Raw genomic sequence first — 14723 nt, forward strand, 5'->3', positions numbered from 1 at the left:
ACTCATTGAATCAATTTGGCAGGTCTTCTGGCTCATCCGGGTTTTTAAAGCCTTCCCGCTGTTGCAAACAATCAACTAACATTTACCGGCAAATAAATTACGGCACCGTTAACATCTCACTAACAGACAGCAGTGGCAAAGAGGTATTAAAAACCATTGTTCTGGACTTACAGCTGCGGGTACAGCTCCGGTTTTACACCGGATTCCCTATTAGGCCGTTTCACGACAACGAAACAGTCACCAAATACAATTGCAAATTTAAACTTTTATATGAAACGACCATGATAAAATAATTCCCGCACATGCGGATGGATATTTTATGGAAGTTCCATGCGGCAATTGGAAATTAATTCTTTGCGTACAACAACCTTAAAAACAAAACAGATTTATCAGCCACAGAAGTCCCCTGCTATACGCCAAATTAATATCTTTCCGTAAAGCCGGCGTTTGGAATAAAAATTCAAAGTTTACAAGATCGAGAGCTACATGGAAGAGACAATCTCAATTACGTCTTTATTAATCTTCATAAATGACATCCAACAAGCGTCAAAATCATTTTCATGCTTTAAAAAAAATACGATGCCGACAAAATCCATTTTGTTGCCTATAAAAAATTGTTGAAGTGTAAAGAAGAATAAAACTTTTCGGTGGAAAGTCTCAGAAAGGAGACCTAGACGTATTGTAATATTTTTATTTGACCCATATATGACAAGCGTTTGACTGTATAATTCAAGGCCTGCACATCTCGAAAAGCAGGGGTTTACCGGCATAGGCGAGCATTTTGAGGCGAAGCATAACGCCGAAGCTGAATTTTTCTTTCGAGCACTAATTAACAATTTCGTTACGAATAAGACATATTTTACTAATTTAGCATCTCAAACCAATACGTTCTGTTTCCATGGATGACCCGTATCCCCCCTTTGGGGAACTCGATAATCTTTTGAAAGGAGAAGTGCTGACCGACACGGTCTCCCGCACATTATATGCAACCGACGCCTCGGTGTATCGAGAATTACCAATGGCCGTAGTCATGCCACGCGACGCTACCGATATCGCCCTGATTGTTGGTTTTGCTGCCCGACATAAAATACCTTTGATTCCACGTGGAGCTGGTACTTCATTGGCCGGACAGGTGGTTGGTCATGGACTTGTGGTAGATCTTTCACACCACATGAACCGGATTCTACATATCGACGCCAAAGAAAAATGGGCCGAAGTGCAACCCGGCGTGGTGCTTGACGACCTAAACCGTGAAGCCGCCACCCATGGTCTCTTTTTCGGGCCGGAGACGTCAACCGCCAACCGATGCACGCTGGCAGGCATGGTTGCCAACAACTCATGCGGATCTCACTCAATGGTTTATGGCAGTACCCGCGATCATATCATTGAAATTTCGGGCTGTTTATCAAATGGCGAAGAAGTCACATTCAGACCATTGCAAAAGTGGGAGTTCGACAAAAAATGCCGTGACGAGACGCTGGAAGGTGATATTTACCGCTTTTTCAGAGAAGTATACACCGATCGGCAAATACGTAAACAAATACGTAAAGAATTTCCACACCCCGACATACATCGGCGAAATTCCGGCTACGCACTGGATGAGTTATTGGATACCGCCCCGTTTAAACCCGATAGCGATGCGCCACTCTTTAATTTATCGAAACTAATAGCCGGTTCCGAAGGCTCTCTTTTGTTTATCACTTCCGTCAAAGTGGCTCTGGTTCCACCGCCATTGCCAAACAAAGGACTGTTATGTGTTCATTTCACTTCGCTCAGGGAAGCCCTGGAGGCTAACATTTTAGCGGTAGAACACCATCCCGACGCCGTGGAGCTGATGGATCACAACATACTTGAGCTGACCAAAGGTAATTCACTGCAACGGTCCAACCGTTTTTTCATTGAAGGAGAACCGGCAGCGCTGCTCCTCATCGAATTCTCGGGTGCGTCAGACGACGAAGTCATCCACAAATCGGGAGCGCTGATTAGTGCCTTCAAGAAAAACAACTACGGCTACAGCTATCCGCTTGTTAGCGGGCCGGATATCAACCGCGTCTGGAATCTGCGAAAAGCAGGTCTGGGCGTCCTGTCGAATATGAAAGGAGATGCCCGACCGGTCTCGCTCATAGAAGACACCGCCGTGCGGGTTAAAGACTTGCCCGCCTATGTTGAGGCCATAGACCAGATGCTGGCAAAATATCACAAAAATTGCGTGTACCATGCCCACGTCGGTTCCGGTGAGTTACACATACGTCCGGTACTAAATCTACGCCATCCGGATGACATTAAACTTTTCAGACAAATTGGTGAAGAAACGGCCCGAATTGTTAAATCGTTTCGCGGATCGCTGAGTGGTGAACATGGCGACGGGCGTTTGCGTGGTGAATTTATTCCACTTATGGTTGGAACAGACAACTATGAGCTGATGAAAAAAGTAAAAACCATATTTGACCCCGACGGTCTGTTCAATCCGGGTAAAATAATCGACACACCACCCATGGACAGTTCTTTTCGTTACACCGAACAAAAAGAAATGCCCATTACTAAAACGGTTTTTAATTGGTCGGACGACGACGGCCTGATGCATGCAGTAGAACGGTGTAATGGATCGGCCGACTGTCTCAAAAACAGCCTGGCAGGCGGCGTGATGTGTCCCAGCTACCGGGGCACACGTGACGAACGCCACTCAACACGTGGACGCGCCAACATACTACGCGCCTTTTTGCAGGGCCAAAACAGCGGCGCCGCCCTCACGACCAATGATCTGGCCCAGGTACTCGACTTGTGTCTGAGTTGTAAAGCCTGCAAAAATGAGTGTCCTTCAAGTGTTGATATGGCCCGTCTCAAAGCCGAATTTCTGCAATACATGTACGATCAGGAAGGAACGCCATTCACGGCCAGAATAATGGGGCAACTACCTCGCATCAACCGCATCATCGCACCATTTTTCCGTATCTACAATCTGCTTATCCGCACGCAACCCGTCAAACAGATGATGTGGCGTTTTGCCGGCATCACCAAAGAACGGACGTTGCCAGCGTTTAGTTCCAAACGTCTTGACCATTGGGTTTTTCGTCATCCGCAAAGAAAAAATAAAACCAAACTAAAAACCATCATTCTGCTGGCCGATGAATTCACCAATTTTTACGACGGAAACATTGGAATCAAAACAGTGCTCTTATTACGTCGACTGGGTTATTACGTACAACTGGCACCGGTTAAAGAAAGCGGTCGCACGCAAATATCCAAAGGGTTACTGCGTAAAGCATCGGCCGTAGTTAAACACAACCTGCTTCAACTGAAAGGAAAAATATCGAACAACCAGCCATTGGTGGGCATTGAGCCATCTACCATACTGACTTTCAGAGATGAATATCCTGATTTGGCACCACAATCGCTACGCCAAACAGCCCGCGAAATAGCCAAAAACACCTTCACCATTGAAGAATTTTTAGCCACGGAAATGAAAAATGGCAACATCCGGACCTCATCATTTACCTCCGAAGCCAAAACCATCCGGTTTCATGGCCACTGTTATCAAAAGGCTCTTTCGGACACTTCATTCACAAAACAAATACTTTCATTTCCGGAGAATTACATGGCTGAAGAAATACAATCCGGCTGCTGCGGCATGGCGGGTGGCTTTGGTTACGAAGACAATCATTACAGTTTATCGATGAAGATAGGCGAGCTGTCGCTGTTTCCTGAAGTCAGAAAGACACCGGAATCGACCATCCTGGTTTCAGCGGGGCACTCATGCCGCCATCAGATAAAAGACGGCACCGGAAGAACCGCCCTCCATCCTGTTGAAGTATTATTTGATGCACTGTTATAAATGACAGTTAGAAAACTTCTTTCGAAAAACAAACATAACGCAGATCACATCAACTTAAAGACTCCGCCCGGGCGGCTCTTAACCAACCCTTTAAATTCCAAATCGAGCAATGTAGCCGATAATTTTCCGACAGGGATACCTGTTTTTACTACCAATATATTCAGGTTTATCTCTTTTTCCACCCGCAAAATATCCATCACGGCTTTCTCTTCAGATGTTTGCGCAACGGCAAATAAACTACCTTGTGCCGGCTGACCGTCAGTTGTAGAACTTTCCCAACCCAAAACATACTCCAGGTCGTCGATGGATTCAATCATGGCCGCAATATTGGTTTTAATCAGCTTATTACACCCTTTTGAGCTCTCATCGGTAACCCGCCCTGGAAACGCCAGCACATCGCGACTATATGTGGAAGCAATATCGGCCGTGATAAGCGCTCCGCCTTTGACCGCCGATTCCACCACCACCACCGCATCACATAAACCAGCCACAATACGGTTGCGACGCACAAAATTAGGTCGGTCGGGCATGGTTCCTGACAAAAACTCAGAGACCAAAGCCCCTCGTTCCACAATATCGCGTGCGGTATGATGATGTGACGGCGGATAAACACGATCGAGCCCATGGGCCAAAACAGCAACCGTGGGCAATTGGTGTCGCAAAGCAGCCCGGTGGGCACAAATATCCACACCATAGGCCAACCCACTTATGATGAGCGTTCCGGGATATCTAACAGCGATGTCGGCAATCAGCTTCTCGCACAACGCCAGCCCATCGTCGGTCGGTCGTCGGGTGCCAACAACACTAACAATTTTACCCGCATCCAAATCAACGTCGCCTTTAAGATAAAGCATCAAAGGAGCATCGTCACATTGGGCCAATCTAAGAGGATAACCTTCATCGGTAAAAAAAAGAGTCTTGAGATTATTTTTATGTATAAATTCGATTTCACGATCGGCTCTTTTCAATGCCTCGGCCAACCCTGCCCGTTGCAGTTTTTCGGCAATGACGCGCCCTATTCCAGGCACCCGCGAATAATCCTGTTTTTCAAGAAAGATGGCTTCAACACTTCCCAAATAGGCAATAAGATTACGCGCCAGCCGTGGGCCAACACCTTTAATTAAGCTAAGAGCTATTCGATATTTCAAAAAATCAGTCAAGGGCAAAGGGTTTAGTCAAACACTTAACGATTTATTAGCTTATTTAAAAAATCCTGATACATCTCCCGTTCCTCTTTTGTTAAAGCCATGAAGCCTATTAATGGATACCGCGCGATCCCTCTGTTGGTTTGCTCAAAAAAACAGATGAAAGTAAACGGCCCCTTTTTCTTTATTTCGTATCGCTGCAAACGGGCCAGTTGAATTTTAAACGCCTTAAACTGCCTGCCTATGGGAGAGAGATTGTAATAACGTACCAGCAGACTGCTGTTATTCTCAATTTTCAACTCAATATAATAATACCCTCCTATTCCAAAAATAATGGCCAACCCGAAGGTCAAAACGCCCATAACAATCTTTACAACCAATGGCAACTCCGGCTTAAAAAGAAGCGATGTCACAAAAAGGGCCAACAATAAGACCCATGAAAAAGCAAATTTTCGAATTATTTTATCTGATGTACTTTTATTATCCATTACAAAATAAAAATTAGATGTATTACACTAAAAAACATTGTCCCTATAAAAATTTATAACGGGAACATATTCTATTTTAACTCCAACATTATGAAACTGTCCCGGTCCATAAAATGCAAACACGACAATTACAGATTATGCCACGATTCAACCAATTTAAAAATCATCTTTAAAAATATATAAAATTTCCATATAACTCATATTCCTGATGGTTTATGATCGACTCATCAAATCCACAAACGCTGCAACGTCGTCAAATAGAAGTTATCTGAAACCAACTTCAGCGTTATGCCGCTTCGTCAAACGATCATTTACACCAGTAGACTCCCATTTTTTCGGACTTAACAAACCTCAAAGAGGAAGCATTCTTAGTCTGTAAAAGAAATTTTGTGATAAGCACAAAAAGAAAAATAATCGCCACTGAAAGTCTTGAATTTACTGCAAGCGTCTTTAAAAAGAACATCTTTTGAGTTAAAAATCTTATTTTTGTGCGAAATGGATTCACATCTCAGCAACAAACAAAAACAGAAGCTATATGCAATCACTACATACGCAGGAAACCAACGTTTTTACGAGTGATGATCTGGTCACTGATGTGGCTAAGATGATTGAACCTTACAAAAACGAAAAAGTATTCGTGCTCACCGATGAAGAGACTCACCGACTCTGTTTTCCAGCTATTGCCGGCATCCCCGGCATCACAGACAGCCGGTGTATGGTTATTGGCACCGGTGATGCCCATAAAAATACCGATACCCTCATTAAAGTGTGGACATTTTTGGTTGAAGGCGGGGCCACACGTCATTCTCTGCTAATAAATTTAGGTGGTGGTATGCCCTGCGATCTGGGTGGCTTTGCAGCAGCAACGTTCAAACGAGGAATCGATTTCATCAATATTCCAACCACCTTGTTGGCACAAGTCGATGCGTCGGTGGGCGGAAAAACCGGCATCAATTTTAATGGCTATAAAAACGAAATTGGCTCATTTATGCAAGCCAAACAGGTGTTAATAGACATCGACCTGTTAAAGACTCTCGACAACAACAATTTAGCCTCCGGATTTGCCGAAATGATTAAACATGCGCTACTAAAGAGTGACGCAATGCTCAAACGCACCCTTAATTTCAACATCCTTCAACCCAACATGCCGGAGCTGAAATCGCTGGTCGCCGAATCCATTAAAATAAAAGACGACTACGTAACCAGCGACCCGCACGAAGAAAACATCCGTAAAGCATTAAACCTGGGGCATACAGTGGGACATGCTTTCGAAAGTTTCGCATTGCAGCAAAAACGGCCGATACTTCATGGCTATGCCGTTGCATTCGGACTTATACCGGAGCTCTATCTGGCCCATAAAAAACTGGGCTTTCCAATTCAGTTGGTGGAAAAACTGACACAGTATATTGACCGTATCTATGGCAAATTTGAATTCACAACGGCTGATTTTGATTGGTTGTACACCACTATGACACACGACAAAAAAAACCAGGGCGGCCGAATCAACTTCACATTGTTGAAAAATACCGGAGAAGTTACCATCAATACCCATTGCGAAAAAGCCGAAGTGATTGAAGCCCTTGATTACTATTTACAAGCCTGAAAAACAACCGTACAGACATGTCCATTCAACTAACAAAGCCGGAGAAATTAAACAGTGTTGAAATAGAGCTTCCCGCTTCCAAAAGCATCAGCAATCGCCTCCTCATACTCAACGCTCTCAGCTACAGCCCCTACGCCATAAAAAACCTGTCGGACAGCGACGACACAAAAGCCATGTTACAGGTATTTAGCAGCAACAACAACCATTTTGACATTGGCGCAGCGGGAACCACCATGCGGTTTTTGACGGCATACCTATCAAAAATAGTAGGCGAATGGACCATCACGGGCAGCGAACGCATGCAACAACGGCCAATTCATGTACTGGTTGATGCCATCAATCAGCTGGGAGGAAAAATTGAATATATGGAGAAAGAGGGCTTCCCGCCCCTACGCATCTTCGGCAGTTCGCTGACCGGTGGCGAGCTTAACATACCCGGCGACGTCAGTAGTCAATACATTTCAGCCCTGTTAATGATCGGCCCCTACATGGAAAAAGGGCTCACTTTAAACTTAACGGGCGAAATCACATCACGCCCATATCTGCATCTAACCCTCAAATTGATGGAGAAATATGGTGTTAAATGCGACTGGCAAAATAATACCATAAAAGTTCCGGTAGCCAACTATCAGCCGGTTGAGACAAAAGTTGAGGCCGACTGGAGTGCGGCATCCTACTGGTTTGAATTCGTAGCATTTGCTCCCAAAGGATTTTCGGTTCTTCTGAAAGGTTTGGACCGTTACAGCTGGCAGGGCGATGCAGCTACTGCCGAACTGTTTAAAGAACTGGGCGTTCAAAGTAAGTTTTCACAAAAAGGGTTACAACTTATCAATACCGGTGAAACCACCAGACTGTTCAAGCACGATTTCAGCAATGAACCCGATTTGGCCCAAACATTTGCGGTGTCTGCGGCATTTCTGGGTATCCCATTTAAATTAAACGGTCTGCACACCCTAAAAATTAAGGAAACAGACCGCATCAAAGCCCTGTTAACAGAGCTTCAGAAATTTGGATTCGAAATAGAAACCAACCACAAAGACAATTTGGAATGGACCGGGGTGCGACATGCGGCTGACACTAACATTGTTGTTTCAACCTACAAAGACCACCGCATGGCCATGTCTTTTGCCCCGGTCATCTTAAAAACACCGACGTTCAGCATTGCCGACCACATGGTAGTAACCAAATCATATCCTTCATTTTGGGAAGATTTACAAAAAAGCGGTATCCAAATCAAATAAAAAGCGTAACTTGCGGCTTATTATAAATCTTTCTGAGCCATTTATCAGAAAACACAATATTATTTTCAATACTACCAAACACCTGTCCCTTAAGGGGAAATCAACACATCCTCACGCAAAAAAGCTTCTGGATTTTACAAACCGAATGATAACGATTGATCATTGGGTGTATTACCATGGCATACATTGCAATTCACAAAAAATTATATCTCCCTTTCGGGAAAGCGGTAAATCACCGTTAAAACAAACATCTATTTATGACATTTGACTCATTACAACTCATTGACCCTATATTAAAGGCCGTTCAAGAAGAAGGTTATACAACCCCAACCCCTATCCAATCCGAATCAATACCTCTTTTACTAAAAGGCTTTGACCTATTGGGATGTGCTCAAACCGGGACCGGAAAAACAGCTGCATTCGCCATCCCCATCCTACAACAACTATACGAGAATAAAGAATATGGTCGCAAACGAAAAATCAGAAGTCTCATAGTAACACCTACACGAGAACTGGCTATTCAGATCGACGACAGCTTTAAAGCTTATGGCCGACATACCGGATTAAAAAGCACGGTAATTTTTGGCGGCGTGAATCAAAATCCGCAAGTACGAACCTTACAAGCCGGTGTTGACATTCTGGTTGCCACTCCCGGGCGACTTTTAGACCTGATGAATCAGGGTTTTATCACCCTTCGGGATATTAAATACTTTGTTCTTGACGAAGCCGATCGCATGTTAGATATGGGTTTTATCCACGACGTGCGGAAACTCTTAGCCGTGTTACCCAAAAACCGGCAGTCACTCTTTTTCTCAGCCACCATGCCGCCTGAAATAGTAAAGCTGGCCGACAATATCCTCAAACATCCAGAGAAAGTAAGTGTAACCCCCGTCTCATCGACGGTGGATATTATTCAACAATCGGTTTACTTTGTTGACAAAGGCAACAAAACAGGCCTTCTGCTAGAAGTTCTAAAGGATAAATCCATAAAAACAGCATTGGTCTTCACCCGAACCAAACATGGGGCAGATAAAGTTGTAAGGGTACTCAACAAAAACAAAATTAAGGCAGAGGCCATCCATGGCAACAAATCGCAGAATGCGCGACAAAATGCACTCAACAATTTTAAACAACAAACCACCCGCGTTTTGGTAGCCACCGATATTGCCGCTCGCGGTATTGATGTGGACGACCTGGAATACGTCATTAATTATGAAATCCCTAACATACCTGAAACCTACGTTCACCGGATCGGCCGAACCGGGAGAGCAGGCGCCAACGGTACCGCTTTTTCGTTTTGCGATGCAACAGAAAAACCTTTTTTGAAGGACATTGAAAAACTGATTCACAAAAAAATAGAGGTAGTCGATGGGCACCCCTACCCACTCATTGATCTCAACCCCGAACCGCCGGTAAAACAACAACGCCCATCGCGTAAATTTACCAACGGACAAACAAAAGCAAAACCTAACAGAAGCCGAAGCGCCAACACCTCCTCATTCAAAAAAAGATAACCAAATAAAAGCGCCGTTCCTCTTTTGGAACGGCGCTTTACACACAGGAACTGTCGGGAGGAAATGAATAATCCCGAACACAAATATCCTGTTTACTTTCCTCTTCGATGTTATCAGTATGTTACGTCTACTTTAAATGAATCCTGCATCGGGAATTATTATTTTTGAATAAATTGCAATAGTCCAAATCTATTTGTGCTTGTCCATAAAGCCAGGAGCTTGATTCAACAAATTCAAAACTTACGCAGCTCAAAAAACAAGAGTCTCCTATTAAAAAATTTTTTTGAGGACAACCACAACTCAACAGTTTGTTTTTTACAAGCACCATTTACAAAAAAAATGAACAAAGGAAACCAGAGGCTGCCCAATCGCTTTGTCCAGGAATAAACAGCCCCTTTTTACCACTTGCTCTTATAATACCCATTCGTTTTACCGCATAATTTAAAGCCGGTTCTTTTTCAACCAATTCCTGTGTGCAAATTAAAAACCCCGACTTAAACCCCACAACTGCAATTTTGTCAGCCAAAAAAACCATTTTACGCCATTGTGTCACCAGTAAAATTACACTTGCGCCATAATGTCTTCTTTTTTAGAGTGGTACACCCTTTGCAATACTCCTATCCGAAAACAATAAATAAAGTTTAACTAAATATAGGAGGATAAAATTATGGCACTTATGAGACATTTCAACAACCAATTGCCAACCATCAGCAACGTATTTGACGACTTTTTTGGTGGTGACATTTTCTCAGCACCTATCTTTAACGTCAAAAGTTCCGTACCATCTGTCAATGTAAAAGAAACGCAGGACGAGTACAACATTGAAATGGCCGCACCGGGATTAAACAAAAACGACTTCAAAATAGAAGTAAACAACAACGTGCTTAACATCTCTTACGAAAAAGAGGACAAACACGAAGAAAAAGAAAACGGCTACACCCGTCAGGAATTCTGTTATTCCAATTTTAAAAGGTCATTTGCGATCCCACATAACGAGGTGGACGATTCAAAAATTGACGCTTCCTACAAAGATGGAATCCTGAAAATAATCCTTCACAAACGTGATGAAGTAAAACCGAAACCGGCAAAAATGATTGAAATTAAATAACGTTTAACCGGAAACATTTTTCTGAACATAAAGGAAGGCTGCCATATGCAGCCTTTTTTTGTGCCCTTTCGTTGCGCATGACCAGGAAACCACCGCCTCTAAACACTTCCATTCACCCCCAACTAAAACAACAACACAAAACAAACACCTCTACTGCATTTTTGTCAGTTACAAAAACTTTCCTTACGCCATAATGTCATTATACAAACTTAAATCATGCCATAATGTCCTCTTCCTGAGACTGGTACACCCTTTGCAATACTCCTATCCAAAAACAATAAATAAAGTTTAACTAAATATAGGAGGATAAAATTATGGCACTTATGAGACATTTCAACAATCAATTGCCGACTATCAGCAACGTATTTGATGACTTTTTTGGTGGAGACATTTTCTCAGCACCTATCTTTAACGGCAAAAGCTCCGTACCATCTGTTAATGTAAAAGAGACAGAAGACGAATACAACATTGAGGTAGCTGCACCAGGTTTAAACAAGGACGACTTCAAAGTAGAAGTACACAACAATGTTCTTAACATCTCATACGAAAAAGAGGCCAAACGCGAAGACAAAGAAGACGGCTATACCCGTCAGGAGTTCTGTTATTCCAATTTTAAAAGGTCATTTGCTATTCCACGTAACGAGGTGGACGATTCAAAAATTGACGCTTCTTACAAAGATGGAATCCTGAAAATAATTCTTCACAAACGTGAAGAAGTAAAACCAAAACCGGCCAGAATGATTGAAATTAAATAACGTTTAACCGGAAACGCTAAAACCAAATAAACAGAGGCTGCCACGTGCAGCCTTTGTTTTACCCTTTCTATACTTTGTTTATACGTGCGTACAAAATGGTAAGCGATAAACCCCGGGCAGCCATAAAAAGCAACATCCCGATCCAAATAGCATGATTTCCTACATACGGATACAAACCATAATAGGGAAAGAAGAAAAAAAACAAAGCAGCAATCACCACCGAATTTCGCATCGCTTTTGAAGCTGTGATACCAATAAATACGCCATCCCAAATATAAGATGCAAAACTCACCAACGGAATTAGCGTCACCCATATCAAATACTCACGTCCTTTTTCAACAACTTCGGGCTGATCGGTAAACACCTTTAACAAACGGCTACCCATCAAAGCATAAACCAACGTAAACAGCAACGCAAAAGACAGTCCCCATAACATCAACCGGCGAACCACCATCGCCAATCCTTTCCAATTGTCACCACCAAAAAAGCGGCCCACCAAAGCCTCCCCGGAATAAGCAAAACCATCCAAAAAATATGAAAACAAAAATAAATACTGCAACAAGGCACTGTTGACTGCCAATGTCACATCGCCAATACCGGCCGATTTAGATGTAAAAAATGTAAACACTGCGATAATCGACATCGTGCGGATAAAAATATCACCACTAACATTAAGAAAACGATTCATCTGTGCCATTAAAGGCTGAATATGGCTCGTAAATAAAGGAACCATACCTCGATACCGGTTAAAAAACAAGATAACAGCCAGAAACAGCCCTGTATATTGACCAATTACAGATCCTAAGGCCACGCCACGTGCCTGCATTCCAATATAATCGACTAAAATAAAACTGAAAATAACGTTAACCACATTAACTGTAATCGCAATTATCATCGGATAAATGGCATTTTGCATTCCCAAAAACCAGCCATAAAAAACCATCAACAAAATGGCCGCCGGCGCAGCCCATATTCTGACAAAATAATATTCACGGGCAATCACTTTCACGTCACTGCTCCCTTCGAGCAACCAAAAGCTAAAGTCAGCCAAAGGAATTTGAATCAGCAATAACAATCCCCCGCCCACGGCTGCCAGTAATAGTCCTCGCTGCAGCACCAAAGCCATTTCACTCTTATTATTACTGCCATACGATTGCGCAGCCAATCCACTGATGCTCATTCGTAAAAAAGCAAAGCCCCAATACACAAAATTAAAAATCACAGCCCCCAAAGCTACTGCCCCCATATAATGCACCGAGTCCTGATGCCCCATCAGATACATATCAACCATTCCCAACAATGGCACCGTCAGATTGGTAAGAATATTTGGCAAAGCCAACCGAATTATTTGTCTGTTCATGTCCGTAAAAATAGTGGTTTTTATCAAATCAGTTTGAACATTATTCACTAGCAACTGTTTTCACTATATTAAATCAGTCTAAATAACAAGAGATTGATTTATGATTAACAAATTCATTTAAAAATTTTAAAACAAGTAATATTATGGCTTTCGAACTACCAAAACTCGATTACGCATACAATGCGTTGGAGCCGAACATTGATGCGGCAACAATGGAAATTCATCACACCAAACACCATGCTGCGTACACCAACAATCTGAATGCAGCACTTGAAGGCACTTCAGGCGCCAATGAAACCATTGAAAACATTTTAGCCAACATCTCAAAATACAGCATGGCTGTAAGGAATAACGGCGGTGGTTTTTATAACCACAGTCTATTCTGGAAAGTAATTGGCCCAAACGGGACCGGTACCCCCAGCGGTAAATTACTGAATGCCATAGTCAAAGACTTTGGCTCTTTTGAAGCCTTCAAAGAACAATTTGCGAAAGCTGCTGCCACCCGATTCGGATCTGGCTGGGCCTGGCTGGTAAAGTTACCCGACGGGAAATTAGTGGTAACATCAACCCCCAACCAGGACAATCCGTTAATGGATACCGCAGAAGTAAAAGGAACCCCTATTTTGGGTCTCGACGTATGGGAACATGCCTACTATTTAAAATATCAAAACAGGCGGCCTGAATACATTCAGGCATTCTGGAATGTTGTAAACTGGCAGGCAGTAGCCGACAAATTTTAATTAGTGCCTGAAAGAATAATACAAATTCTGCGTCACGCTTGTCCGAAAAATGATCATTTACGGGAGTAAACTCACATTATTCGGACTTCGCAAGCTCTGAATTTGAACATTTTTTATCAAGCACTTAACTTTTCACTGCTAAAAATTAAATGTAACGTCCAAATAGTTTGATTTTTTTGATTGTTTGAGTTTAAACGCCTCTGTTTCAGCAGAGGCGTTTTTTTATTCTCATCAAACGCCAATTAAGCGATCTCCACGCTAAAAAATAACTCATATCACACTTGATTAAACCCGCTATTTTTGGTTAAATTTGTTAGAAACATTCGTTTAATTAAAAATTATACAGCCATGACATTTAAATTACCGGAACTACCCTATGCATTAGATGCATTAGAGCCCAACATTTCAAAAAAAACACTGGAATTTCATTACGGCAAACACCATCAGGCTTATGTCAATAATCTGAACAATCTGGTTCCCGGAACCGAGTTTGAGAATGCGGATCTGGAAACGATTATAAAAAAAGCAGATGGCGGTATTTTTAATAATGGCGCACAAGTATGGAATCACACCTTCTATTTTCACGCGTTCTCACCCAAAGGAGGAGGCACGGCTAAGGGAGAACTGGCAAAAGCTATTGATAAAACCTTTGGATCATTTGAAAAATTTAAAGCCGATTTTACTCAGGCAGCAGCAACGCTATTCGGTTCCGGATGGGCCTGGCTCGTCAAAAAAACCGATGGCTCGCTTGAAATCGTAAAAGAAAGCAATGCCGGAAATCCAATACGCAATGGATTAACCCCCATTCTGACCTGTGATGTTTGGGAACATGCTTATTATCTGGACTGCCAAAACCGACGACCAGACTATCTTCAAAACTTTTGGAATGTCGTTGATTGGGATATCGTAGGCAGCCGTTACTCAAAATAAGCTTAAA

12 protein-coding genes and 1 riboswitch are annotated in these 14723 nt (G+C 42.7%); of the genes, 8 read left to right on the top strand and 4 right to left on the bottom strand.

Features of this window, described 5'->3' with window-relative positions; all coding sequences use genetic code 11:
- A riboswitch (cobalamin riboswitch) is annotated at window positions 1-260 on the bottom strand.
- A 638-nt stretch (window positions 261-898) separates the two neighbouring features.
- A complete protein-coding gene (locus tag ACT3CD_RS04125) occupies window positions 899-3832 on the top strand; it encodes an FAD-binding and (Fe-S)-binding domain-containing protein (RefSeq protein WP_444643213.1) in 2934 nt (977 codons plus the stop codon).
- Between the two features lie 44 nt (window positions 3833-3876).
- On the opposite strand, the gene dprA is transcribed toward ACT3CD_RS04125, so the two are convergent.
- A complete protein-coding gene (dprA, locus tag ACT3CD_RS04130) occupies window positions 3877-4992 on the bottom strand; it encodes a DNA-processing protein DprA (protein WP_444643215.1) in 1116 nt (371 codons plus the stop codon).
- A gap of 23 nt (window positions 4993-5015) precedes the next feature.
- On the bottom strand, window positions 5016-5465 hold the full coding sequence (locus ACT3CD_RS04135) for a hypothetical protein (RefSeq protein WP_444643217.1): 450 nt from the start codon (window positions 5463-5465) through the stop codon (window positions 5016-5018).
- A gap of 535 nt (window positions 5466-6000) precedes the next feature.
- Here ACT3CD_RS04135 and aroB point away from each other — a divergent pair.
- From aroB to ACT3CD_RS04150, 3 genes are all read left to right on the top strand, one after another.
- Window positions 6001-7068 (top strand): 3-dehydroquinate synthase, encoded by a 1068-nt coding sequence (gene aroB, locus ACT3CD_RS04140; RefSeq protein WP_444643219.1) that lies wholly within the window; start codon window positions 6001-6003, stop codon window positions 7066-7068.
- A 17-nt stretch (window positions 7069-7085) separates the two neighbouring features.
- Entirely contained in the window at window positions 7086-8309 is a 1224-nt protein-coding gene (locus tag ACT3CD_RS04145; RefSeq protein ID WP_444643221.1) for a 3-phosphoshikimate 1-carboxyvinyltransferase, read from the top strand.
- A 257-nt stretch (window positions 8310-8566) separates the two neighbouring features.
- Window positions 8567-9823, top strand: a complete 1257-nt coding sequence (locus ACT3CD_RS04150; RefSeq protein ID WP_444643223.1) for a DEAD/DEAH box helicase — start codon at window positions 8567-8569, stop codon at window positions 9821-9823.
- A gap of 328 nt (window positions 9824-10151) precedes the next feature.
- Here ACT3CD_RS04150 and ACT3CD_RS04155 read toward each other — a convergent pair whose 3' ends face one another.
- Entirely contained in the window at window positions 10152-10349 is a 198-nt protein-coding gene (locus ACT3CD_RS04155) for a hypothetical protein (RefSeq protein ID WP_444643225.1), read from the bottom strand.
- 150 nt (window positions 10350-10499) lie between these two features.
- On the opposite strand from ACT3CD_RS04155, the gene ACT3CD_RS04160 reads away from it, so the two are divergent.
- Window positions 10500-10931, top strand: a complete 432-nt coding sequence (locus tag ACT3CD_RS04160; RefSeq protein ID WP_444643227.1) for an Hsp20/alpha crystallin family protein — start codon at window positions 10500-10502, stop codon at window positions 10929-10931.
- Window positions 10932-11254: 323 nt separating this feature from the next.
- Window positions 11255-11686: an Hsp20/alpha crystallin family protein gene (locus ACT3CD_RS04165; RefSeq protein ID WP_444643229.1), complete on the top strand. Its 432-nt coding sequence runs from the start codon at window positions 11255-11257 to the stop codon at window positions 11684-11686.
- Window positions 11687-11753: 67 nt separating this feature from the next.
- Here ACT3CD_RS04165 and ACT3CD_RS04170 read toward each other — a convergent pair whose 3' ends face one another.
- On the bottom strand, window positions 11754-13046 hold the full coding sequence (locus ACT3CD_RS04170) for an MATE family efflux transporter (RefSeq protein ID WP_444643231.1): 1293 nt from the start codon (window positions 13044-13046) through the stop codon (window positions 11754-11756).
- Window positions 13047-13189: 143 nt separating this feature from the next.
- Between ACT3CD_RS04170 and ACT3CD_RS04175 the strand changes: the two genes are divergently transcribed.
- Window positions 13190-13786 carry a superoxide dismutase gene (locus ACT3CD_RS04175; protein ID WP_444643233.1) on the top strand — a complete coding sequence of 199 codons (597 nt, stop codon included), beginning with the start codon at window positions 13190-13192 and terminating at the stop codon, window positions 13784-13786.
- A 348-nt stretch (window positions 13787-14134) separates the two neighbouring features.
- Entirely contained in the window at window positions 14135-14716 is a 582-nt protein-coding gene (locus ACT3CD_RS04180; RefSeq protein ID WP_444643235.1) for a superoxide dismutase, read from the top strand.
- The last annotated feature ends 7 nt before the right edge of the window (window positions 14717-14723 follow it).

Origin of the sequence: Geofilum sp. OHC36d9, from assembly GCF_052400685.1 — a bacterium.
Lineage (GTDB): Bacteria > Bacteroidota > Bacteroidia > Bacteroidales > Marinilabiliaceae > CAZHHH01.

Excerpts from the sequence above, each read along its gene's own strand:
- ACT3CD_RS04125 (WP_444643213.1), top strand. The coding sequence starts at position 899 with ATGGATGACCCGTATCCCCCCTTTGGGGAACTCGATAATCTTTTGAAA.
- ACT3CD_RS04135 (WP_444643217.1), bottom strand. The coding sequence starts at position 5,465 with ATGGATAATAAAAGTACATCAGATAAAATAATTCGAAAATTTGCTTTT.
- aroB (WP_444643219.1), top strand. The coding sequence starts at position 6,001 with ATGCAATCACTACATACGCAGGAAACCAACGTTTTTACGAGTGATGAT.
- ACT3CD_RS04145 (WP_444643221.1), top strand. The coding sequence starts at position 7,086 with ATGTCCATTCAACTAACAAAGCCGGAGAAATTAAACAGTGTTGAAATA.
- ACT3CD_RS04150 (WP_444643223.1), top strand. The coding sequence starts at position 8,567 with ATGACATTTGACTCATTACAACTCATTGACCCTATATTAAAGGCCGTT.
- ACT3CD_RS04160 (WP_444643227.1), top strand. The coding sequence starts at position 10,500 with ATGAGACATTTCAACAACCAATTGCCAACCATCAGCAACGTATTTGAC.
- ACT3CD_RS04165 (WP_444643229.1), top strand. The coding sequence starts at position 11,255 with ATGAGACATTTCAACAATCAATTGCCGACTATCAGCAACGTATTTGAT.
- ACT3CD_RS04170 (WP_444643231.1), bottom strand. The coding sequence starts at position 13,046 with ATGAACAGACAAATAATTCGGTTGGCTTTGCCAAATATTCTTACCAAT.
- ACT3CD_RS04175 (WP_444643233.1), top strand. The coding sequence starts at position 13,190 with ATGGCTTTCGAACTACCAAAACTCGATTACGCATACAATGCGTTGGAG.
- ACT3CD_RS04180 (WP_444643235.1), top strand. The coding sequence starts at position 14,135 with ATGACATTTAAATTACCGGAACTACCCTATGCATTAGATGCATTAGAG.